2 protein-coding genes (1 of these 2 running past the window's edge) are annotated in these 25,196 nt (G+C 74.0%); both read right to left on the bottom strand.

Features of this window, described 5'->3' with window-relative positions; all coding sequences use genetic code 11:
- On the bottom strand, positions 1 to 14,180 hold a 14,180-nt coding region (locus AB0J72_RS45010), incomplete at its 3' end, for an amino acid adenylation domain-containing protein (protein WP_363411512.1).
- Positions 14,180 to 25,196 carry the 3' portion of a non-ribosomal peptide synthase/polyketide synthase gene (locus AB0J72_RS45005; RefSeq protein WP_363411510.1) on the bottom strand. It continues 32,687 nt past the right edge of the window, so the window shows 11,017 of its 43,704 coding nt (coding positions 32,688-43,704); the start codon falls outside the window, past its right edge; it ends in the stop codon at positions 14,180 to 14,182. The genes AB0J72_RS45005 and AB0J72_RS45010, both read right to left, overlap by 1 nt.

The raw sequence follows: 25,196 nt of genomic DNA, 5'->3' as shown, positions 1-25,196 counted from the left end.
TCCGTCACCACGAAGGCGGCACCGGCCGTCATGAACGCCACCCGCTCAGCAGGCAGATCCGGGTCGATCGGCAGATACGCCGCGCCCGCCTTCAACACGCCCAGCAGCGCCACCACCATGTCGACACCACGGGGCAGACGGACACCCACCACCGACTCCGGACCGACACCCTGGTCGATCAGGAACCCCGCCAATCGCGCCGCCCGGTCGTTCAACTCGCGGTACGAGACCGGAGCGCCCTCGAACACCAGCGCGGGAGCGTCCGGCGTCCGCGCCACCTGGGCCGCGAACAGCTCCGGAAGCGTCGACGCCGGGACCGCGGCCGCGGTGTCGTTCCACTCGCGCAGGACCCGGTCCGCGTCGGCGGAGTCCAGCACGCCGATGTCCGCCAGCAGAGTCCGCGACCCGCTCTCCAGCGCCGGCACCAGGCCCGCGACCGCCGTGCGCAGCATCGCCGCGACCGCGGCCGGGTCGATCGGCCCGACGGCGTCGACGGTCACGCCCAGCCCGGTGCCGTCGTCGTCGACGGACACGACCAGCGGGAAGTTGGTGCTCTCCCGGGAGTACACCGCGCGGACGCCGGTGAACCCGCCGGGCCCTCCGCCCTCGCCCGGCTGGCCGGCGTTGTTGTGCCGGTAGTTGAACAGGGTCGCGAACAGCGGCAGGTCGCCCGGCACTCCGCTGACCCGCTGCGCCAGCGCCAGCGGCGCGTGCTCATGCTCCAGCAGCCGCGCCAGCTGACCGCGCATCGCCGCCACCGCGCCCACCGCGTCCTGACCCGCGGTCGGCACCCGCACCGGGAGCGTGTTCATGAACAGACCAGGCACCCGGTCCGAACCCGCACCCGCGTTCATCCGCCCGAACAGCACCGTCCCGAACACCACGTCGTCCCGGCCCGACACCACCGACAGAACCCGCGCCCACGCCACGTGCATCACCGTCGCCGGGCTCACCCCCAGCCGGCGACCGACCTCCCGCAGCCGTGCGGCGAGGTCCTCGTCGATGCCGACCGCGGCGCGGGCGACCGCCGACCCGTCGCCGCGCACGTCGCTGACGCCGAACGCGGCGGTCGGCTCGTCGACGCCGCCGAGAAGGTCCCGGAAGAACGCCTCGTGTACGCCGCTGTCCACCCCGCGCCGCGCCTGCGCCACGAAGTTGCGGAACGGCAGCGGCGCCGGCAGCGTGTCCTCACGGCCGGCGAGCACCGCCTCGATCTCGCCGAGGACCACGTCCATCGCCGTGTGGTCCTGCACCAGGTGGTGCATGCGCAGCAGCCCGAGCAGCCGCCCGCCGGCGAGCTCGGCGACGTGCAGGTCGAGCAGCGGCGCCCGGCCCAGGTCCATCGCCAGCCCGACCGCCGACAGCAGGTCCTCCACCGCGTCCACGGTGCCGGCGGGCAGGTTGACCTCGCGCACCGGAAGCGTCGCCTTCCGCCACACGACCTGGACGGGCTCCTGCAGGTCCGCCCACACGACCGACGTGCGGAACACGTCGTGCCGGTCGATGACGTGCTGGAGGGCCCGGACGAACCCGTCGAACCGGTCCCGGTCGGCGAACTCGATCACCGTCGGGGTGACGTACGCGTCCGAGCCGCCGTCGGCGAGCAGGTGGTGGAACACGATGCCTTCCTGCAGCGGCGCCAGGGGGTAGATGTCGGCGACGTTGGCCGCGCCGCCCTCGACGCCCGCTACGACCGCCTGGATCTCCGCCGGGGTCAGCTGGACGAGGGGCAGCATGTCGGGGGTGATCGTCCGCGCGCCCGCGGGGATCAGGTTCGGCGGTGCGTCCTCCGTGACGCCGCCGGCGGCGGCCGCCAGCCCGGCCGGGGTCGGCGTCTCGAACAGCGCCCGCACCGACACGGACACGCCCCGCACCCGCAACCACTCCACCAGGCGCACCGCCAGCAGCGAATGCCCGCCGAGGGCGAAGAAGTCGTCGTCGACGCCGGCGGCGTCGAGGCGGAGGATCTCGGCGAAGGCCTGGCACAGCAGCTCTTCGCGGATGTTGGCCGGGGCCCGTCCCGTCCCAGCGGCGAACGAGGGTGCGGGCAGCGCCTTGCGGTCCAGCTTCCCGTTCGGTGACAGCGGCAGCGCGTCCAGCACGACGACGGCCGCGGGCACCATGTACTCCGGCAGCCGGGTCGCCGCGAACGCCCGCACCGCCACCGCGTCGGCGGCGCCGACGACGTAGGCGACCAGGCGCTCGTCCCGGGCGATGACGGCGGCCTGCGCGACCTGCGGGTGTGCGGTCAGCACCGCGGCGATCTCGCCGGGTTCGATCCGGAAGCCGCGGATCTTCACCTGTTCGTCGGCGCGGCCGACGAAGACAAGGTCCCCGTCGCCAGTCCACCGCACGACGTCCCCGGTCCGGTACAGCCGGCCGCCGTCACCGAACGGGTCGGCGACGAACCGCTCCGCCGTCAGAGCGGCCCGGTTCACGTACCCGCGGGCCAGCTGGGCACCGGCCAGGTACAGATCGCCGGCCACTCCCGCGGGCACCGGCGCCAACCGCTCGTCGAGGACGTACATGCGGCTGTTGCCGGTCGGACGGCCGAACGGCACGACGGGCGTGCCACCGTCGACCTCGCCGGCGGCGACCATCACGGCCGCCTCGGTCGGGCCGTAGGTGTTGACGAGGACCCGGTCCGCGGACCACAGCTGGGCCTGGCGGGCCGAGATCGCCTCCGAGCCGACCACCAGCCGCCGGACCGGCGCCAGGTCCTGCGGAGCGAGGACCTCCAGCAGGCTCGGCACGACACTCGCGATCTCGACGCCGGTCGAGGCGACCAGCTCACGCAGCAGCGCCGCGTCGGTGCGCTCGGCCGACGAAGCGACCACCAGCCGGGCACCCGACGTCAGCGCCACGGCGAGGTCGAGCACCGACGCGTCGAAGCTGAACGACGCGAACTGCAGCACCCCGGCGCCCGTGCGGGCGTCGAAGATCGGAGTGAACACCGCGGCCGCGTTCGTCAGCGCCGCGTGCGAGACACCGACGCCCTTCGGCACGCCGGTCGAACCCGACGTGTAGATCACGTACGCCAACTGACCGCCACGCGTCGACACCGGCAGCGGTTCGCCGTCCGAGGACGGAAGTTCGGTCAGTACACACACCGGCGCGGCGTCCTCGACGATGAACGCCACCCGGTCCGCCGGGTACTCCGGGTCGATCGGCACATAGGCGCCGCCGGCCTTCCACACCGCCAGAACCGCCACCACCATGTCCACACCGCGCGGCAGCGACAAGCCGACCAGCGACTCCGCGCCGACACCCAGGTCGACGAGCGCGCGGGCCACCCGGTCCGAGCGCGCGTCCAGCTCCGCGTACGACAGCGTCACGCCGTCGCACAGCACCGCGGGCGCGTCCGGGGTTCGCAGCGCCTGCGCCTTGAACAGGTCCAGCACCGTCACGTCGGGCACCGCGACCGCGGTGTCGTTCCACTCGGACAGCACCCGGTCCCGCTCGGCCGCGTCGAGGACGTCCACCGCCGAGATCGGCGCCGCCGGGTCGGCGAGGAGCGCGTCCAGCACCCGCACCCACCGCTCGGCCAGCACCGCCACCGTGGCGGGGTCGAACAGGTCCGCCGAGCCGTTCAGCGCGCCCCGCAGGCCCGCCGGGTCGCCGTCGGCGTCGTACAGTTCCGACAGGGTCAGGTCCAGGTCGAACTTGGCGGCCGCCTCGCCCTCCGCCGTGCCGCCCGGCCCGCCGGCGTGCACGCCGGGCAGGTCGAGCTTCGCGTCGGCGTTGTTCTGCAGGGTCAGCATCACCTGGAACAGCGGGTTCCGGGCGAGGGACCGGACCGGCGCCAGTTCCTCGACGAGGCGCTCGAACGGCACGTCCTGGTGTTCGAACCCGGCCAGGGACGTCTCCCGTACCCGGGAAAGCAGCTGGACGAAGGTCGGGTCGCCCGACAGGTCGACGCGCGTGACGAGGGTGTTGACGAAGAACCCGACGAGGTCGTCGAGGGCCTGGTCGGTGCGCCCGGCGGTCGCCGCGCCGACGGGGATGTCGGTGCCGGCGCCGAGCTTGGCCAGCAGGACCCCGAGGCCGGCCTGGAGCAGCATGAACACGGTCACGCCCTGCTCCCGGGCCACCCGCAGCAGCCGGGCGTGCAGCTCCGCGCCGATCCGCACCGGCACGAGGTATCCGCGGTGGCTCGCCACGGCGGGTCGCAGCCGGTCCGCCGGCAGTGCCAGCTCGTCGGGCGCACCCGCGAGGGCGTCGCGCCAGTACGCCACCTGACGCGCGATGACGCTGTCCACATCGGACTCGTCGCCGAGCAGCTCCCGTTGCCACAGCGCGTAGTCCGCGTACTGGACCGGCAGCGGCGGCCACGCCGGAGCGTGCCCGGCCAGCCGCGCCTGGTAGGCCGTGGACACGTCGGCCGCGAGCGGCGCCAGCGACCAGCCGTCGCTGGCGATGTGGTGCACGACCACCAGCAGCATCCGCTGGCCGGAGCCGTCGTCGAACAGCGACGCCCGGATCGGCAGTTCCCGGGCCAGGTCGAACGGGTGCTGCTCCGCCGCCGCCACCGCACCGGCCAGCTCGCCGGGTGCGACGTCGACCAGCTGCAGCTGCCAGTCCGCGGCCTCGGCCGGGATGACCCGCTGGAACGGCTCGCCGTCCATCGTGGGGAACACGGTCCGCAGCACCTCGTGCCGGCCGATCACGTCCCGCAGCGCCAGGCCGAGCGCCGCCGCGTCCACGTCGCCGGACAGGACCAGGGCCATCGGGATGTTGTACGTGGCGCTCGGCCCCTCCAGCTGGCCGATGAACCACAGCCGCCGCTGCGCGTAGGACAGCGGCAGCCGCTCAGGGCGTTCCCACGGCACCAGCGCCGTCCGCGCCGCGCCGGCGCCCTGCAGCCGCTCGGCGAGTCCGGCGACCGTGGGGGCTTCGAACAGCTCCCGCAGCGACAGCTCGACCCCGAACACCGCCCGGACCTGGCTGACGAGCCGCACCGCGAGCAGCGAGTGCCCGCCGAGGGCGAAGAAGTCGTCGTCCACCCCGACCGCGTCCAGGCCGAGGACCTCGGCGAACGCCAGGCACAGCAGCTCTTCCTGCACGCTCGCCGGCCTGCGGCCCGATCCGGCCGCCCCGGCGAAGTCCGGCGCGGGCAGCGCCCGGCGGTCCAGCTTCCCGTTCGCCGTGAGCGGCAGTTCGGCCATCGGCACGTAGGCCGCCGGCACCATGTACTCCGGCAGTCGCGCGGCGGCGAACTCGCGCAGCGAAGCTCCGTCGACCGTGCCGACCACGTAGGCGACGAGGCGCTTGTCGCCGGTCGCGTCCTCGCGGGCGATGACGGCGACCTGCGCCACCTGCGGGTGCGCGGCCAGCACGGCCTCGATCTCGCCGGGCTCGACCCGGAACCCACGGATCTTCACCTGCTCATCGGCGCGGCCAACGAAGATCAGGTCACCGTCGCCGGACCACCGCACCACATCACCGGTCCGGTACAACCGGCCACCGTCGTCGAACGGATCCGCCACGAACCGCTCCGCCGTCAACGCCGCCCGGCTCACGTACCCGCGGGCCAGACCCGCACCCGCCACGTACAGCTCGCCGGCCACCCCGATCGGCACCGGTTCCAGGCGGCCGTCCAGCACGTACACGCGGGTGCCGGTGATCGGCGCGCCGATGGGCACACTGCTCCCGTCGGCGACGTCCTGGGACCGGATCGCGTGGACGGCGGTGAACGTCGTGTTCTCCGTCGGCCCGTACCCGTTCAGCAGGCGAAGCTCCGGCAGCTGCTCCAGCACGGTCGCGCACGCCGCCGGGGACAGCACGTCGCCACCGGCCAGGAGCTGCCGCACCGGCGCGAGCGCCTGCACGTCGGCGTCGACGACCTGGTGGAACAGGCCCGCGGTCAGCCACAGCGTGCCGACCCCCTGCGTCGCGAGGAACTCCCGCAGCTCCGCGGTCGACAGCGCGCCCGCCGGGGCGACCGCCAGGGTCGCACCGTTGAGCAGCGCACCCCAGATCTCGAACGTCGCCGCGTCGAACGACGGCGACGCCAGATGCGCGACGACACCACCGGCCTCGAAGTAGTTCGCCGCACGCACCAGCCGCACCACGGCCCCGTGCGGCACCACCACACCCTTCGGCGTGCCCGTCGAACCCGACGTGTACATCACGTACGCGGCCTGCCCGGCATCCGGCAGCACGGGCACCGGCCCGTCCGGCGACGCCGACACCGCGGCCGCGACCCGCCGGTCGTCCAGCGCCACCGACCGGAACCGCCCGGCCGGCAGCTCGTCCAGGACGTCCTCGAACCCGAGCAGCACCGCGGCACGGGCGTCGGCGAGCATGAACGCGACCCGGTCCACCGGCAGCTCAGGATCGATCGGCAGGTACGCGCCGCCGGCCTTCACCACCGCCAGCAACGAGACCACCATCTCGACACCCCGCGGCAGGCACAGGCCCACCACCGAATCCGTGCCGATGCCGGCCTTGCGCAGGTACCCGGCCAGGCGGTTCGCCCGGGTGTCCAGCTCCGCGTAGGTGAGCGTCACACCGTCGGCCGCGACCGCCGTGGCGTCCGGCGTCCGCGCCGCCTGGGCCGCGAACAGCTCGGCCAGGGACGCGTCCGGCGTCTGTGCCGTCGTGGCGTTCCACCCGTGCAGCACCTGGTCCCGCTCGGCGGCGTCGAGCACGTCCACCGTGGCGATCGGCGCGGACGGGTCGGCCAGCACCGCCTCGAGGACGCGCAGCCAGCGCCGGGCGATCGACGCGACGGTGTGCTCGTCGAACAGGTCCTGCGAGCCGGTCACGGCGGCGCGGAGGCCGGCGGCGGCGCCGTCGGCGGCGAACACCTCGCTGACGACCCAGTTGAGGTCGTACTTCGCCACCGACAGCTCGGCGGCCGCGTCGCCGGCGGCGGCCTCGCCGGTGCGGACCCCGGGGAGGTCCAGCACCGCGTCGGCGGTGTTCTGGACGGTCAGCATCACCTGGCACAGGGGGTGCCGGGCGAGGGACCGGGCCGGCGCCAGCTCCTCCACGAGGCGCTCGAACGGCACGTCCTGGTGCTCGAAGCCGGCGAGGGCCGTCTCCCGCACGCGGGCGAGCAGTTCCGTGAACGTGGGGTCGCCGGACAGGTCGGTGCGCATGACGAGCGTGTTGACGAAGAACCCGACCAGGTCGTCGAGTGCCTGGTCCATCCGCCCGGCGATGATCGCGCCGATCGGGATGTCGGTGCCGGCGCCGAGCTTCGACAGCAGCACCCCGATCCCGGCCTGCAGCAGCATGAACACGGTCACGCCGCGCGCCTTCGCCACCTCCAGCAGCCTGGCGTGCAGCTCCGCGCTGACCTGCACCGGCACGGTGTGGCCGAGGTGGCTGGCGACCGTGGGGCGCCGCCGGTCCACCGGCAGCGCGAGCTCTTCCGGTGCGCCCGCCAGGGCCTGCCGCCAGTACGCCACCTGCCGCGAGATCAGGCTGCCCGGGTCCGACTCGTCGCCGAGCAGCTCCCGCTGCCACAGCGCGTAGTCGGCGTACTGCACGGGCAGCGGCTCCCACCGGGGTGCCTGACCGGCGGTGCGGGCGGCGTAGGCCGTCGACACGTCCGCCGCGAGGGGTCCGGTCGACCAGCCGTCGCCCGCGATGTGGTGCACGACGACGACGAGGATCCGCTGCTCGGAGCCGTCGTTGAAGAGCCAGGCACGGATCGGCAGGTCGGCGGCCAGGTCGAAGGTGCGCTGGGTCGCCGCCGCGACGGCGTCGGGGAGGTCGGCCGCGGTGACGTCGACGGTCTGCAGGTGCCAGTCGAGCTCGTCGCCGGGGACGATCCGCTGGAACGGCTGGCCGCCGGCCGTCGGGAAGACGGTGCGCAGCACCTCGTGCCGGCCGATCACGTCCCGCAGCGCCGCGCCCAGCGCGGCCACGTCCACCTGGCCGGACAGCGCGAGCACCACGGGGATGTTGTAGGTGGCGGCGGGGCCTTCCAGCTGCGCCAGGAACCACAGCCGCTGCTGCGCGTACGACAGCGGCAGCCGCTCCGGCCGCTCCCACGGTACGAGCGCCGCCCGGGCCGCACCCGCACCCTGCAGCCGGGCCGCGAGGCCGGCAACGGAAGGCGCCTCGAACAGCGCCCGCAGCGGCAGCTCCACGCCGAACACCGCCCGGACCCGGCTGACGAGGCGGACGGCGAGCAGCGAGTGCCCGCCCAGGGCGAAGAAGTCGTCGTCGACGCTGACCGTGTCGACGCCGAGGACCTCGGCGAACGCCAGGCACAGCAGCTCCTCCTGCACGCTGCCCGGGCCCCGGCCCGAGCCCGTGGTGAAGGCGGGCGCCGGCAGCGCCTTGCGGTCGAGCTTGCCGTTCGGTGACAGCGGCAGCGCGGCCAGCAGCACGACGGCCGCGGGCACCATGTATTCGGGCAGCCGGGTCGCGGCGAACGCGCGGAGCGTGGCGGGCAGCCCGTCGCCGTCGCCGTCGACCGGCACGACGTAGGCGACGAGCCGGTCGCCGCGGGCGATGACGGCGGCCTGCGCGACCTGCGGATGCTCGGTCAGCACGGCGACGATCTCGCCGGGTTCGATCCGGAACCCACGGATCTTCACCTGCTCATCGGCGCGGCCGACGAAGACGAGGTCGCCGTCGCCGGTCCACCGCACGAGGTCCCCGGTCCGGTACAGGCGGCCGCCGTCGTCGAACGGGTCGGCGACGAACCGCTCCGCCGTCAGCCCGGGCCGGTTCACGTACCCGCGGGCCAGCTGGGCACCGGCCAGGTACAGGTCACCGGCGACACCCGCGGGCACCGCCTTGAGGTTGTCGTCGAGGACGTACATGCGGCTGTTGCCCGTCGGACGGCCGAACGGCACAACAGCCGTGCCGCCGTCGACCACACCAGCGGCCACCATCACCGCCGCCTCGGTCGGGCCGTACGTGTTCACCAGCACGCGGTCCGCAGACCACAACTGCGCCTGCCGGGCCGAGATCGCCTCCGAGCCGACCACCAGCCGCCGCACCGGCGCCAGGTCCTGCGGGGTGAGGACCTCCAGCAGGCTCGGCACGACACTCGTGATCTCGACTCCGTTCGAGGCGACCAGGTCACGCAACAGGGCCGTGTCAGTCCGCTCCGCCGACGACGCGATCACCAGCCGCGCACCGGACGTCAACGCCACGGAGAGGTCGAGCACCGACGCGTCGAAGCTGAACGACGCGAACTGCAGCACACCCGCGCCGGGACCGGCGTCGAACACGGGCGTGAACACCGCCGCCGCGTTCGCCAGCGCCGCGTGCGAGACACCGACTCCCTTCGGCACACCCGTCGAACCCGACGTGTAGATCACGTACGCCAGCTGCTTGCCGTGCGTCGACACCGGCGGCAGCGGCCCATCCGAGGACGGCAGCTCCGTCAGCACGCACACCGGCGCCGCGTCCTCGACGATGAACGCGACCCGCTCCGCCGGGTAGTCGGGGTCGATCGGCACGTAGGCGCCGCCGGCCTTCCAGACCGCCAGCACGCCGGCCACCATGTCCACGCCACGCGGCAGGCACAACCCGACCAGCGAGTCGGCGCCGACCCCCCGACCGGCCAGCGCGCTCGCCGCCCGGTCCGAGCGGGTGTCCAGCTCCGCGTACGACAGCGTCACGCCGTCACACAGCACCGCGGGCGCGTCCGGGGTCCGCAGTGCCTGCGCCTTGAACAGGTCCAGCACCGTCGCGTCGGGCACGGGCACGTCGGTGGCGTTCCACTCGATGAGCACCCGGTCCCGTTCGGCCGCGTCGAGGACGTCCACCGTCGAGATCGGCGCCGACGGGTCGCCGAGCAGCGCGTCCAGCACCCGCATCCAGCGGTGCGCGATCGACGCCACGGTCGAGGGGTCGAACAGGTCGGCGGATCCGTTCAGCGCGCCGCGCAGCCCCGCCGGTGCACCGTCTGCGTCGAACGCCTCGACCACGGTCAGGTCCAGGTCGAACCGCGCCGCCGCCGTGCCCTCCGCGGGCCCGCCGGCGCCGCCGGTGCGCACGCCGGGCAGGTCGAGCTCTGCCGCGGCGTTGTTCTGCAGGGTCAGCATCACCTGGAACAGCGGGTTCCGGGCGAGGGACCGGACCGGCGCCAGCTCCTCCACCAGGCGCTCGAACGGCACGTCCTGGTGCTCGAACCCGGCCAGGGACGTCTCCCGCACCCGCCCCACCAGCTCACTGAACGTGGGGTCACCGGACACGTCGGTCCGCATCACGAGCGTGTTGACGAAGAACCCGACGAGGTCGTCGAGGGCCTGGTCGGTGCGGCCGGCGACGGCCGCACCGATGGGGATGTCCGTGCCGGCGCCGAGCTTCGACAGCAGCACCGCGAGCCCGGCCTGCAGCAGCATGAACACGGTCACGCCCTCGGCCCGCGCCACCCGCAGCAGCCGGGCGTGCAGGCCGGCGTCCGCCCGGAGCGGCACGACGTGACCACGGTGGCTCGCCACCGCGGGGCGCCGCCGGTCCGCCGGCAGCATCAGCTCCTCGGGCGCCCCCGCCAGGGCGTCGCGCCAGTACGCCACCTGCCGCGAGATCACACTGTCCACATCGGACTCGTCGCCGAGCAGCGCCCGCTGCCACAGCGCGTAGTCCGCGTACTGCACCGGCAGCGGCGCCCACTCGGGTGCCTGCCCGGCCAGCCGCGCCTGGTAGGCCGTGGACACGTCCGCGGCGAGCGGGCCCGTCGACCAGCCGTCCCCGGCGATGTGGTGCAGCACCACCACGAGCACCCGCGCGACGCCGTCGTCGAAGAGCCACGCGCGGACCGGCACCTCCGCGGTCAGGTCGAAGGCGTGCTGCGTCGCCGCCGCCACCGCGCCCGCGAGGTCCTCCGGCGCCACGTCGACCAGCTGCAGCCGCCAGTCCGGGTCCTCGACCACCTGCTGGCACGGCTCACCGTCGGCGGCGGGGAACACCGTGCGGAGCACCTCGTGCCGGCCGATGACGTCCCGCAGCGCGGCGTCCAGCGCGGCGGCGTCGACCTCGCCGGACAGTTCGAGGACGACCGGGATGTTGTAGAGCGCGCTCGGGCCGTCCAGCTGGCCGATGAACCACAGGCGCTGCTGCGCGTAGGACAGCGGCAGCCGCTCCGGACGCTGCCACGGCACGAGCGCCGACCGGGCCGCTCCGGCGCCCGCCAGCCGCTCGGCGAGGCGGGCCGGGGTCGGCGCCTCGAAGAGCGTGCGCAGCGGCAGCTCGGCGCCGAAGACCGTGCGGACCCGGCTGACGAGGCGGACGGCGAGCAGCGAGTGCCCGCCGAGGGCGAAGAAGTCGTCGTGGACCCCGACGTGGCGGAGCTGCAGGACCTCGGCGAACGCCTGGCACAGCAGCTCTTCCCGCGCGTTCGCCGGGCCCCGGCCGGTCCCCGCGACGTATGTGGGTGCGGGCAGCGCGGCGCGGTCGAGCTTCCCGTTCACCGTCAACGGCAGGCTGTCCAGCTCCACGACGGCGGACGGCACCATGTACTCCGGCAGCCACTCCCCCGCATAGCCACGCAGCACCGCGGAGTCCACCGAGCCGACCACGTAGGCGACGAGACGCTTCTCGCCCGGCTCGTCCTCCCGCACCACGACCGCGACCTGCCGGACATCCGGATGCGCGGCCAGAACCGCCTCCACCTCACCCGGCTCGATCCGGAACCCCCGGATCTTCACCTGGTCGTCGGCCCGGCCAACGAACACCAGATCACCGGCCGCGGTCCACCGCGCCACGTCCCCGGTGCGATACAACCGTTCGCTGTGCCCGAACGGGTCCGCGACGAACCGCTCCGCCGTCAACCGCCGCTGACCCACGTAACCGCGAGCCAAACCAGAACCCGCCACATACAACTCACCGGCGACCCCGACCGGCGCCGGCGACAACCCGTCATCCAGCACATAGACGCGCGTGTTCACCACCGGACGACCGATCGCCACCAAGCCCGCGTCTGGATCGCACCGCCACAAGCTGGCGTCAATGGTCGTCTCCGTCGGGCCGTACGAGTTGAACATCCGCCGGCCCGGAGCCCACCGGGCCACCAGGTCCGGCGAGCACGCCTCACCAGCCACGATCAACGTCACAGCAGGGTCCACCGACGCCGGATCCAGCATGCCGAGGACCGCCGGCGGCAGCGTCACCACCGAGACCCGCTCCTGCCGCAGCAGCTCCACCAGGGCCGCGCCGAACCGCCGCTCGGCCGGAATCACGACCAGCGCCGCACCACGCAGCAGCGCCATCATCCATTCCCAGCCGAACGTGTCGAACCCGGCCGACGCGAACTGCCCAACCCGATCCCCAGCACCCACACCAAGCCAGCGCTCATGACCAGCCACCAGGCTCGCCACACCGGCATGCGACACCAGCACACCCTTCGGCACACCCGTCGAACCCGACGTGTAGATGCAGTACGCCGGATGCGACGCCAGCAACTCCACCTGCCGGGCAAGCGTCGACGGCAGGACCGCCTCGTCCAGCACCACGGCGTCCTCGAACAGGCCCGCCGTCACCGACGAAGCCAACACGACGGCCGGAGCCGCGTCGGCCACCATGAACCGGACCCGTTCCACCGGGTACTCCGGGTCGATCGGCAGGTAGGCACCACCGGCCTTCGCCACGCCGAGCAGCGCCACCATCAGGTCGATGCCGCGCTCCATACACACCCCGACCAAGCGCTCGGGACCAACACCCAAACCAACCAGCAGCGCAGCGACCCGATCCGACCGCGCGTCCAACTCGCCGTACGAGACCGAGACGCCGTCACACACCACCGCCACCGCGGCCGGATCCCGGGCCACCTGCGCCGCGAACAGCTCCGGGATCGTCGGCGCACCGACGCCGGCATCGGCCGTGGCGTTCCACTCGGAGAGGACGCGGGAGCGCTCGACAGAACCCAGCACGTCGACGGCGGACACCCGTACACCGGGATCCGACGCCACGAGGTCCAGCACCCGCACCCACCGCTCGACGATGGATGCCACCGTCGCGGCGTCGAACAGGTCGGCAGCGCCCGTCAGCATGCCCTGCAGGCCGGCGGGTTGGCCGCTCGCGTCGAAGGACTCGGCGACGGCCAGGTCCAGGTCGAACTTCGCCGGCGGAGAAACGGCCCCCTCCGCCGCCGCGCTGGACCCGCCGACGGGCGCCTGCGGCAGGTCCAGGCCGACGCCCGCGGAGTTCTGGACGGTGAGCATCACCTGGAACAGCGGGTGCCGGGACAGGGAGCGGGTCGGCGACAGCTCCTCGACCAGCAGCTCGAACGGCACGTCCTGGTTGCTCAGCGCGGACAGTCCGGTGGCCCGGACCCGGCTCAGCAGGTCACGGAACGCGGGGTCGCCGGACAGGTCGGTTCGCATGACGAGCGTGTTGACGAAGAACCCGACGAGGTCGTCGAGGCCTTCGTCGGTACGGCCGGCGACGACCGTGCCGATCGGGACGTCCGTGCCGGCGCCGAGCTTCGACAGCAGCACCCCGAACGCCGCCTGCAGCAGCATGAACATCGTGACGCCGCCGGCCCGGGCGGTCTCCGCGAGCCGGGCGTGCGTCCCGGCCGGGAGCTGGAACGGGGTGGCGTGCCCGCGGTGGCTGGTCATGCCCGGGCGCGGCCGGTCGTACGGCAGGGTCAGCTCCTCCGGCGCCCCGGCGAGCGCCTGCCGCCAGTACGTGACCTGCTGGGACATCAGGCTCTCGGGGTCGTCCCGGTCGCCGAGCAGCTCCCGCTGCCACAGCGCGTAGTCCGCGTACTGTCCCGGCAGCGGCGCCCAGTCGGGGGCCCGGTGCTCGGACCGCGCGGTGTAGGCGGCCGACAGGTCCCGGGCGAGCGGGCCCATCGACCAGCCGTCGCCGGCGATGTGGTGCAGCACGATGACCAGGACCTGCTCGTCAGGTCCGGGCCTGAAGAGCCACGCCCGGATGGGCACGTCCGTCTCGAGGTCGAACACGCAGCTGGTGGCCGCGGTGACGGCGGCCGCCAGTTCGCCCTCGGCGACGTCGCCGACCTGTAGCTGCCACGGCAGGTCGGCGAGGTCGAGGATCCGCTGGAACGGCTCGCCGTCGGCCGCCGGGAACACGGTGCGCAGCGACTCGTGCCGCCCGATCACGTCCCGGAGCGCCGCGTTCAGCGCCGCCGCGTCGACGGTGCCGGACAGGCCCAGCACCATCGGGATGTTGTAGGTCGTGCTCGGCCCCTCCAACTGGGCGATGAACCACAGGCGGCGCTGCGCGAATGACAACGGAAGCATCAGGACTCCTCTGTGTTGCGCATCGGCCGAAACGCCGGCCTGTTCGTTTTCTGATTTCCCATGCGGGCGGCGAGCCCGGCGACCGTCGGTGCCTCGAACAGGGACCGCACGTCGACCTCGACGTTCAGGACCGTGCGGATCCGGCTGATGAGGCGCACCGCCAGCAGTGAGTGCCCGCCGAGGGCGAAGAAGTTGTCGTCGACGCTGACCCGCTCGATGCCGAGGACCTCGGCGAACGCCTGGCACAGCGCTTCCTCGCGGGCGTTGGACGGCGGGCGTCCCGTGCCGGCGGTCGCCGCGAGGTCGGGTGCGGGCAGCGCCCGCCGGTCGAGCTTGCCGTTCGCGGTCAGCGGCAGCTCGTCCAGCAGCATCACCGCGGACGGCACCATGTAGTCCGGCAACCGGCCGGCGGCGTACTCCCGCAGCTGCGCACCGTCGACGTCGCCGACGACGTACGCGAGCAGCCGCTGGTCCCGGGCGATCACCGCCACCTGGGCGACCTGCGGATGCGCTGCGAGGACCGCCTCGACCTCGCCGGGCTCGACCCGGAACCCGCGGATCTTCACCTGCTCGTCGGCACGGCCCACGAACGCCAGCACGCCACCGGCGGTCCACCGGACGATGTCGCCGGTCCGGTACAGCCGGCCACCCGCGTTGAACGGGTCCGCCACGAACCGCTCCGCCGTCAGCCCCGCCCGGCCCACGTAGCCACGGGCCAGGCCCGCACCGGCCACGTACAGCTCGCCGGGGACCCCGACCGGCACCGGCTCCAGCCGGGTGTCCAGGACGTACACCTGGGTGCCGGAGATCGGCGCGCCGATCGGCACACCGGCGCCGTCCTGGGCGCTGACCGGGTGCACGGTCGTGAACGTCGTGTTCTCCGTCGGCCCGTACCCGTTCGACAGCCGCAGGTCCGGCAGCTGCTCCAGCACCGTGGCGCACGCCGCGGGCGACAGCACGTCACCGCCGGCGAGGAGCTGCCGCAGTGGCGCGAGCGCCCGCACGTCCGCGTCGACCACCTGGTGGAACAGGCCCGCCGTCAGCCACAGCGTGTCGACCCGGTGCTCGGCGAGGAACGCCCGCAGCTGTGCCGCGGACATCGGCCCGGGCGCCGCGACCGCCAGGGTAGCGCCGTTGAGCAGGGCACCCCAGACCTCGAACGTCGCGGCGTCGAACGACGGCGACGCCAGGTGGCCGACGACCGCGCCGACGTCGAAGTAGTTCGCCGCACGGACCAGCCGCACCACGGCCCGGTGCGGCACCACCACACCCTTCGGCACACCCGTCGAGCCCGACGTGTACATCACGTACGCCGCCCGCGCCGGGTCCGGCAGGACCGGCGGCACCGGGTCCGGCGGCATCGCGGCCAAGGCGGGATCGTTCAGCGCGTCGCCGGCCACCACGTGCGCGGCGCCCGCGTCCTCGAGCATGAACGCGACCCGCTCGGCCGGCAGGCCGGGATCGATCGGCAGGTAGGCGCCGCCGGCCTTGAGCACCGCCAGCAGCGCCACGATCAGGTCGGTGCCGCGCGGCAGGGACACGCCCACCACCGACTCCGGGCGGACGCCCCGGTCGATCAGCAGCCGTGCCAACCGGTTGGACCGCGCATCCAGCTGCGCGTAGGTGAGCGTCACACCGTCGCCCACGACGGCCGGCGCGTCCGGCGTCCGCGCCGCCTGCGCCGCGAACAGCTCCGGGACGGTCCCGCCGGGAGTCTGCCGGGTCGCGTCGTTCCACCCGGACAGCACCTGGTGGCGTTCGGCGGGGTCGAGCAGGCTGACGGCGGAGACCGGCGCCGACGGGTCCGCCAGCAGGGTCTCCAGCGTGCGCAGCAGCCGCTCGGCGATCGACGCCACCGTCCCGGCGTCGAACAGGTCGGCGGCGCCGATCACGAGACCGTGCAGGCCGGCGGGGGCACCGGCGGCGTCGAACGTCTCCTCGAACGTGACGTCGAGGTCGAACTTCGCCACCGACACGCCGGCCGCCGCGGCCGGGGCACCGCCGCCGCGGGCCGCGGGCAGGTCCACCACGGCGTCGGCGGTGTTCTGCACGGTCAGCATCACCTGGAACAGCGGGTGCCGGGTGAGCGACCGGACCGGCGACAGCTCCTCCACCAGGCGCTCGAACGGCACGTCCTGATGTTCGAGCCCCGCGAGGGACGTCTCCCGGACCCGGGCGAGCAGCTCGGTGAAGGTCGGGTCACCGGTCAGGTCGGTGCGCATCACGAGCGTGTTGACGAAGAACCCGACCAGGTTGTCGAGGGCTTCGTCGGTACGGCCCGCGACGGCCGCTCCGATCGGGATGTCGGTGCCGGCGCCGAGCTTCGACAGCAGCACCCCGAGCGCGGCCTGCAGCAGCATGAACACGGTCACGCCCTCGGCGCCGGTGAGCTCCTGCAGCCGGGCGTGGAGTGCGGCGTCGATCCGCACCGGCGCCGCGTGTCCGCGGTGGCCGGCGACGGCGGGTCGCCGCCGGTCGGCCGGCAGCAGCAGCTCCTCCGGGGCGCCTTCCAGGGCCTGCCGCCAGTAGGCGACCTGGCGGGAGATCAGGCTGTCCGGGTCGGACTCGTCGCCGAGCAGCTCCCGCTGCCACAGCGTGTAGTCCGCGTACTGCACCGGCAGCGGCTCCCACGCCGGGGCGGTGCCTTCGAGGCGGGCCGCGTACGCCGCCGACACGTCCGTGGCGAGGGGGCCGGTCGACCAGCCGTCGCCGGCGATGTGGTGGACGACGACCAGCAGCGTCCGCGTGTCCGTGCCGTCGTTGAAGAGCCAGGCCCGGATCGGTACCTCGGCGGCCAGGTCGAACAGGTGCCGCGCGGCGCTCGTGACGGCGGCGGGCAGGTCCTCCGCCGGCACGTCGACCGTCTCCAGCCGCCAGTCCAGCTCGTCGAGCGGGACCACGTGCTGGGACGGTTCGCCGTCGACGGCGGGGAAGACCGTCCGCAGGACCTCGTGCCGCCCGATGACGTCCCGTAGTGCCGCGCCCAGCGCCGGGACGTCGACCTGGCCGGACAGCGCCAGCGTCATCGGGATGTTGTACGTGGCGCTCGGGCCCTCCAGCTGCCCGATGAACCACAGGCGCTGCTGGGCGTAGGACAGCGGCACCCGCTCCGGGCGCACGCGCGGTGCCAGCGCCGCCCGGGCGTCGTCGGCGTCGGGCAGCCGCTCCGCGAGCCTGGCCGCGGTCGGCGCCTCGAAGAGCGTCCGCAGCGACACCTCGACCCCGAACACGGCCCGGATCCGGCTGACGAGGCGGACGGCGAGCAGCGAGTGGCCGCCGAGGGCGAAGAAGTCGTCGTCGACGCCGACCGTGTCGAGGTTGAGGACCTCGGCGATCGCCTGGCACAGCGCCGCCTCGCGGGCGTTGGCCGGTGCCCGGCCCGACCCGCCGGCCGTCATGTCCGGCGCGGGCAGCGCCCGGCGGTCGAGCTTGCCGTTGACCGTCAGCGGCAGCGCGTCGAGGACGACGACCGCCGAGGGCACCATGTAGTCCGGCAGCCGTTCGCCCGCGAACTCCTGCAGCTGCGCGCCGTCGACGTCGCCGACCACGTAGGCGATGAGCCGCTCGTCCTTCGCGATCACCGCGGCCTGCGTGACCTGCGGGTGCTGGTTCAGCACCGCGACCACTTCGCCCGGTTCGATCCGGAACCCGCGGACCTTCACCTGGTCGTCGGCCCGGCCCACGTACACCAGGTCGCCGCCGGTGGTCCAGCGGACCACGTCACCGGTCCGGTACAGCCGGCCGGCGTCACCGAACGGGTCGGCGACGAACCGGCCCGCGGTGAGGCCGGCGCGGCCCGCGTATCCCCGGGCGAGCGCGGCACCGGCCACGTAGAGCTCACCGGGCACGCCGGGCGGCACCGGCAGGAGCCGGTCGTCCAGCACGTACACCCGGCTGTTCACCAGCGGGCCGCCGATGACGGGGTCCTGGCCGGGTTCCAGCCCGTCCGACATCGACGCGCACACCGTCGTCTCCGTCGGCCCGTACGCGTTGACGAACTGTCGGCCCGGAGCCCACCGGCTCACCAGGTCTGGCGACAGCGCCTCGCCCGCAGACACCAGCGTCGTCACCGACGGCAGGTCCTCCGGCGACAGGACCGCCAGCACCGCCGGCGGCAGCGTCGCGTGCGTCACCCCGAACCGGCCGATCACACCGACCAGGCCGGACCCCGGCAGCAGCTCCTCGGCCGGCGCCACCACCAGGCCGGCGCCGGTGCACAGCGCCATCACCAGCTCCCACGTCGCCGCGTCGAACCCGGCCGACGCGAACTGCAGCACCCGGCTCCCGGCACCCACCCCGAACCGCTCCACCTGCGCCGCGACCAGGCTCGCCAGGCCGCCGTGCGTGACGACGACACCCTTCGGCACGCCGGTGGATCCCGACGTATAGATCATGTACGCGGCGTGGCCGGCCCGCACCGGCACGTCCAGCGGGCCGTCCGGCAGCGCGGCGACGGACGCCGACACGCGCGGGTCGTCCAGCGCCACCGACCAGACCCGGCCGGCCGGCAGCTCGTCGAGGACGTCCTCGAGGCCCAGCAGCACCGCGGCCCGCGAGTCGGCGAGCATGAACGCGATCCGGTCCACCGGCAGCCCCGGGTCGATCGGGAGGTACGCGCCGCCGGCCTTCACCACCGCCAGCAGCGCCACGATCAGCTCGGCACCGCGCGGCAGGCACACGCCGACGACGGACTCGGCCCCGATGCCGGCGTCGCGCAGGTACCTGGCGAGCCGGTTCGACCTGGCGTCCAGCTCCGCGTACGACAGCGACACCCCGTCGCCGAGCAGCGCGACCGCGTCCGGTGCCCGTTCGACCTGGGCCGCGAAGAGCCCGGGCAGGGACGCGTCCGCCACCTGGGCGGCGGTGTCGTTCCACTCGTACAGGACCCGGCCCAGGTCGGTGGCGGCCAGCACGCCGATCTCGGACAGCGGCATCCGCACGCCGTCGTCGAGGCCGGCCTCCAGCGCGACCACCAGGCCAGCGGTCACCGTGTGCAGCATCGACACGACCGCGCCCGGATCGACCGGCCCGACCGCGTCGACGGTCAGCTCCAGCCCGACGCCGTCGTCGTTGACCGACACGGCCACCGGGTAGTTCGTGTGGTCCCGGACGTACACGGCCCTGACGCCGGAGAAGCCGTCCGGGCCTTCGCCGCCGCGGGTCTGGCCGGCGTCGTTGTGCCGGTAGTTGAACAGGGTGGTGAACAGCGGCACGTCACCCGGCACGGCACTGACCCGCTGGGCGACGGCGAGCGGCGCGTGCTCGTGTTCGAGCAGCCCGGCGAGCTGCGCCCGCATCGCGGTGACCGATTCGAGGACCTCGACGCCGCCGGTCGGCACCCGCACCGGGAGCGTGTTCATGAACAGGCCCGGCACCCGGTCCGCGCCGGCGCCGGCGTTCATCCGCCCGAAGAGCACCGTCCCGAACACCACGTCGTCCCGGCCCGACACCACGGACAGGACCCGGGCCCACGCGACGTGCAGGAGCGTCGCCGGGCTCACGCCCAGCCGGCGGCCCACCTCGCGCAGGCGGCGGCGCAGCGCGGCGTCCAGCTGGACCCCGGCCTGCACCATGCCGGAGCCGTCGCCACGGACGTCGCTGACGCCGAACGCGACCGTCGGCTCGTCCACTCCCTCGAGGAGGTCCCGGAAGTACCGCTCGTGGTCCCCGGTGGCCAGCCCGGCCCGGGCCTGGGCCACGAAGTCGCGGAACGGCAGCGGCGCCGGCAGCGTGTCGACGCGACCCGCGAGCACCGCCTCGACCTCGGCCGTCACCACGTCGAGGGCAGTGTGGTCCTGCACCAGGTGATGCATCCGCAGCGACGCGAGCAGCCGGCCGTCGGCGGTCTCCGCCACGTGCAGGTCCATCAGCGGCGCCCGGCCCAGGTCCATCGCCGACCCGACGACGGACACCAGTGCCGCTTCCGCGTCGGCGGCGGCTGTGGCGGCCGGGAGGCTGACCTCGGCCACCGGCAGCGTCGCGGACCGCCACACCACCTGCGCCGGCTCGCGCAGCCCTTCCCACACCACCGAGGTGCGGAACACGTCGTGCCGGTCGATGACGTGCTGCAACGCCCCGGCGAACCGGTCCAACCGGGCCCGGTCGTCGAACTCCAGCACGAACGACGTGACGTAGACGTCGTCACCGCCGTCCGCGAGGAGGTGATGGAACAGGATCCCTTCCTGCAGCGGCGCGAGGGGGTAGATGTCCGCGACGTTGGCCGGGCCGCCCGTGACGGTGCCGACGATCGCGTCGACCTCCGCCTGCGACAGGTCCGCCAGCGGCAGCATGTCCGGCGTGATCGCCCGCGCACCGTCGGGGATCAGGTTCGGCGGCACCTGCACCATCAGGCCGCCGGACGCCGCCGCGAGCCTCGCCGGCGTCGCCGCCGCGAACAGTGCCCGCACCGACACGGACACGCCGCGCACCCGCAGCCACTCCACCAGCCGCACCGCCAGCAGCGAGTGCCCGCCGAGGGCGAAGAAGTCGTCGTCGACGCCGACGGTCTCGACGCCGAGGACGGCGGCGAAGCCCTGGCACAGGATCTCCTCCCGCGCATCCGCCGGGCCCCGGCCCGTCCCCGCGGCGAACGACGGCGCGGGCAGCGCCTTGCGGTCCAGCTTGCCGTTCGGCGACAGCGGCAGCACGTCCAGCACGACGACGGCAGCAGGCACCATGTACTCCGGCAGCCGCGACGCGGCGAACTCCCGCAGCACCGCACCGTCGACCGCACCCACGACGTAGGCGACCAGGCGCTCGTCCCGGGCGATGACCGCGGCCTGCGCGACCTGCGGGTGCTGGTTGAGCACCGCGGCGATCTCACCCGGCTCGATCCGGAACCCACGGATCTTCACCTGCTCATCGGCGCGGCCGACGAAGACGAGGTCGCCGTCGCCGGTCCACCGCACGAGGTCCCCGGTCCGGTACAGGCGGCCGCCGTCGTCGAACGGGTCCGCGACGAACCGCTCCGCCGTCAACCCCGCCCGGCCGATGTATCCGCGGGCCAGCTGGGCACCGGCCAGGTACAGGTGCCCGGCGACACCCGCGGGCACCGCCCTGAGGTTGTCGTCCAGGACGTACATGCGACTGTTGCCCGTCGGACGCCCGAACGGCACCACAGCCTCGTCGCCGTCGATCACGCCGGCGGCGACCATCACCGCCGCCTCGGTCGGGCCGTAGGTGTTGACGAGGACCCGGTCCGCTGACCACAGTTGCGCCTGGCGAGCCGAGATCGCCTCCGAACCCACCACCAACCGGCGCACCGGGGCGAGGTCCTGCGGTGACAGCACCTCCAGCAGGCTCGGCACCACGCTGGCGATGTCCACCTGCGAGGCGGCGACCAGGTCCCGCAGCAGTCCAGTGTCGGTGCGCTCCGCCGACGACGCGACCACCAGCTTCGCGCCCGACGTCAACGCGACCGCGACGTCCAGCACGGACGCGTCGAAGCTGAACGACGCGAACTGCAGCACCCCGGCACCCGGCCCGGCGTCGAACACCGGCGTGAACACCGCGGCCGCGTTCGCCAGTGCCGCGTGCGACACCCCGACGCCCTTCGGCACACCCGTCGAACCCGACGTGTAGATCACATACGCCAGCTGCGCGCCGTGCGCCGCGACCGGCGGCAGGCCACCGTCGGCAGCCGGCAGCTCCGTGAGCACGCACACCGGCGCCGCGTCCTCGACGATGAACGCGATCCGGTCCGCCGGGTACTCCGGGTCGATCGGCACGTACGCACCGCCGGCCTTCCACACCGCCAGAACCGCCACCACCATGTCGGTGCTGCGCGGCAGGCACAGCCCAACCAGCGACTCGGCGCCGACACCACGGGCGACCAGCGCGGCGGCGACACGGTCCGAGCGTGCGTCCAGCTCCGCGTAGGACAGCGACACGCCGTCGCACACCACCGCGGGCGCGTCCGGGGCCCGCACCGCCTGCGCCCGGAACAGGTCCAGCACCGTCGCGTCCGGCACCGGCACCGCCGTGTCGTTCCAGTCCGTCAGGATCCGGTCGCGTTCGGCGGCGTCCAGGACGTCCACGGTGGACACCGGCGCCGACGGGTCGGCGGTGAGCGCGTCGAGAACCCGCACCCAGCGCTGCGCGACACCGGCGACGGTCGCGGCGTCGAACAGGTCCGCGGACCCGTTCAGCGCGCCCCGCAGGCCCGCCGGGGCACCGTCGGCGTCGAACGCCTCGACCACGGTCAGGTCCAGGTCGAACCGCGCCGCCGCCGTCCCCTCCGCCGGAGCCTCGGGCCCGCCGGCGCGCGCGCCGGGCAGGTCCAGGACGGCGCCGGCGGTGTTCTGCAGCGTCAGCATCACCTGGAACAGCGGGTGCCGGGCGAGGGACCGGGCCGGGGCGAGCTCCTCGACGAGGCGTTCGAACGGCACGTCCTGATGTTCGAACGCCGCCAGGGACGTCTCCCGCACCCGCGCCAGCAGCTCGCTGAGCGTCGGATCGCCGGACAGGTCGGTGCGCATCACGAGGGTGTTGACGAAGAACCCGACGAGGTCGTCGAGGGCCTGGTCGGTCCGGCCGGCGACCGCGGCGCCGATCGGGATGTCCGCACCGGCGCCGAGCTTCGACAGCAGCACCCCGAGCCCGGCCTGCAGCAGCATGTACACCGTCACGCCCTGCTCCCGTGCCACCCGCCGCAGCCGCGCGTGCAGGTCGGCGTCGACCCGCACCGGCACCACGTGACCCTGATGGCCCGACACCGCCGGCCGCCGCCGGTCCACCGGCAGCATCAGCTCCTCCGGCGCATCCGCGAGCGCCTGCCGCCAGTACGCCACCTGCCGCGAGATCACGCTGTCCACATCGGACTCATCGCCGAGCAGCTCCCGCTGCCACAGGGCGTAGTCCGCGTACTGCACCGGCAGCGGCGACCAGGCCGGGGTGTACCCGGCCAGCCGCGCCTGGTACGCCGTGGACACGTCCGCTACCAGCGGCGCCAGCGACCAGCCGTCGCTGGCGATGTGGTGCACGACCACCAGCAGCATCCGCTCGCCGGAGCCGTCATCGAACAGCCACGCCCGGATGGGTACCTCTGCCGCCAGGTCGAACGCGTGCTGCACGGCCGCGTCCACGGCCCCGGCGAGATCCTCCGGTGCGACGTCGACGGGCTGCAGCCGCCAGTCGAGCGCGTCGACCGGGACGACCCGCTGGCACGGCTCGCCGTCCATCGTGGGGAACACGGTCCGCAGCACCTCGTGCCGGCCGATCACGTCCCGCAGCGCCAGGCCGAGCGCCGCCGCGTCCACGTCACCGGACAGGCCGACCGCCATCGGGATGTTGTACGTCGCGCTCGGGCCGTCCAACTGGCCGATGAACCACAGCCGCCGCTGCGCGTAGGACAGCGGCAGCCGCTCCGGCCGCACCCACGGCACCAGCGCCGACCGCGCCGCTCGCGCACCCGGCAGCCGCGCGGCGAGTGCGGCGACGGTCGGTGCCTCGAACAGCGTCCGCAGGGCCAGCTCGACGCCGAACACCGCCCGGACCTGGCTGACGAGCCGCACCGCCAGCAGCGAGTGCCCGCCGAGGGCGAAGAAGTCGTCGTCCACCCCGACCACGTCGAGGCCGAGCACGCCGGCGAAGGCCTGGCACAGCAGCTCTTCGCGGGCGTCGGCGGGGCCGCGTCCGGTTTCCGCGTCGAACGTGGGCGCCGGCAGGGCCTTCCGGTCGAGCTTGCCGTTCGCGGTCAGCGGCAGCGCGTCCAGCACGACGACGGCGGACGGCACCATGTACTCCGGCAACCGCCCGGCGGCGTACTCCCGCAGCGCCGTCTCGCCGGCCTCGCCGACGACGTAGGCGAGCAGCCGCTGGTCCCGGGCGATCACCGCCACCTGAGCGACCTGCGGATGCGCCGCGAGGACCGCCTCCACCTCGCCGGGCTCGACCCGGAACCCACGGATCTTCACCTGCTCGTCCGCCCGACCGACGAACGCCAGCACCCCGTCAGCGGTCCACCGCACGATGTCGCCGGTCCGGTACAACCGACCACCGTCGTCGAACGGGTCCGCCACGAACCGATCCGCCGTCAAACCCGCCAGGCCGGCGTACCCGCGGGCCAGGCCCGCACCCGCCACGTACAGCTCACCGGCGACACCCACCGGCACCGGCTCCAGCCGGGCATCCAGCACGTACACCCGCGTGCCGGAGATCGGCGCACCGATCGGCACACCGGCGCCGTCCTGGGCACTGACCGCGTGGACGGCCGTGAACGTCGTGTTCTCCGTCGGCCCGTACCCGTTCAGCAGCCGCAGCCCGGGCAGCTGCTCCAGCACCGTCGCGCAGTGCCCCGGCGACAGCACGTCACCCCCGGCGAGGAGCTGCCGCAGCGGCGCCAGCGCCCGCACGTCCGCGTCGACCACCTGATGGAACAGACCCGCCGTCAACCACAGCGTGTCCACCCGGTGCGCCTCGAGGAACGTCCGCAGCTCCCCGATCGACAGCGCGCCGTCCGGGGCCACCGCCAGGGTCGCGCCGTTGAGCAGCGCACCCCAGATCTCGAACGTCGCCGCGTCGAACGACGGCGACGCCAGATGCGCGACGACACCACCGGCCTCGAAGTAGTTCGCCTCGCGCACCAGCCGCACCACGGCCCCGTGCGGCACCACCACACCCTTCGGCACACCCGTCGAACCCGACGTGTACATCACGTACGCCGCCTGCGACGGGTCCAGCACCGCCGGCGGCACGGACGGCGCCGGTTCGTCCGCCGGCAGGTCGAGCAGGTCCTCGGCCGTGACCACGCAGGTCACGCCGGCCGTCATCAACGCCACCCGCGACGCCGGCAACGCCGGGTCGACCGGCAGGTACGCGCCGCCGGCCTTCACCACCGCCAGCAACGCCACCACCAGGTCGACGCCGCGCGGCAGAGACACGCCCACGACCGACTCCACGCCCACACCCCGGCCGGTCAGCGACCGCGCCAGCCGGCTGGACCGCGCGTCCAGCTCCGCGTACGAAAGCGTCACGCCGCCGCCCGTCACCGCCGGCGCCGACGGCGTCCGCGTCACC

Origin of the sequence: Dactylosporangium sp. NPDC049742, from assembly GCF_040674675.1 — a bacterium.
GTDB classification, from domain to species: domain Bacteria; phylum Actinomycetota; class Actinomycetes; order Mycobacteriales; family Micromonosporaceae; genus Dactylosporangium; species Dactylosporangium maewongense.
This window is presented reverse-complemented; position numbering and strand designations above follow the sequence as displayed.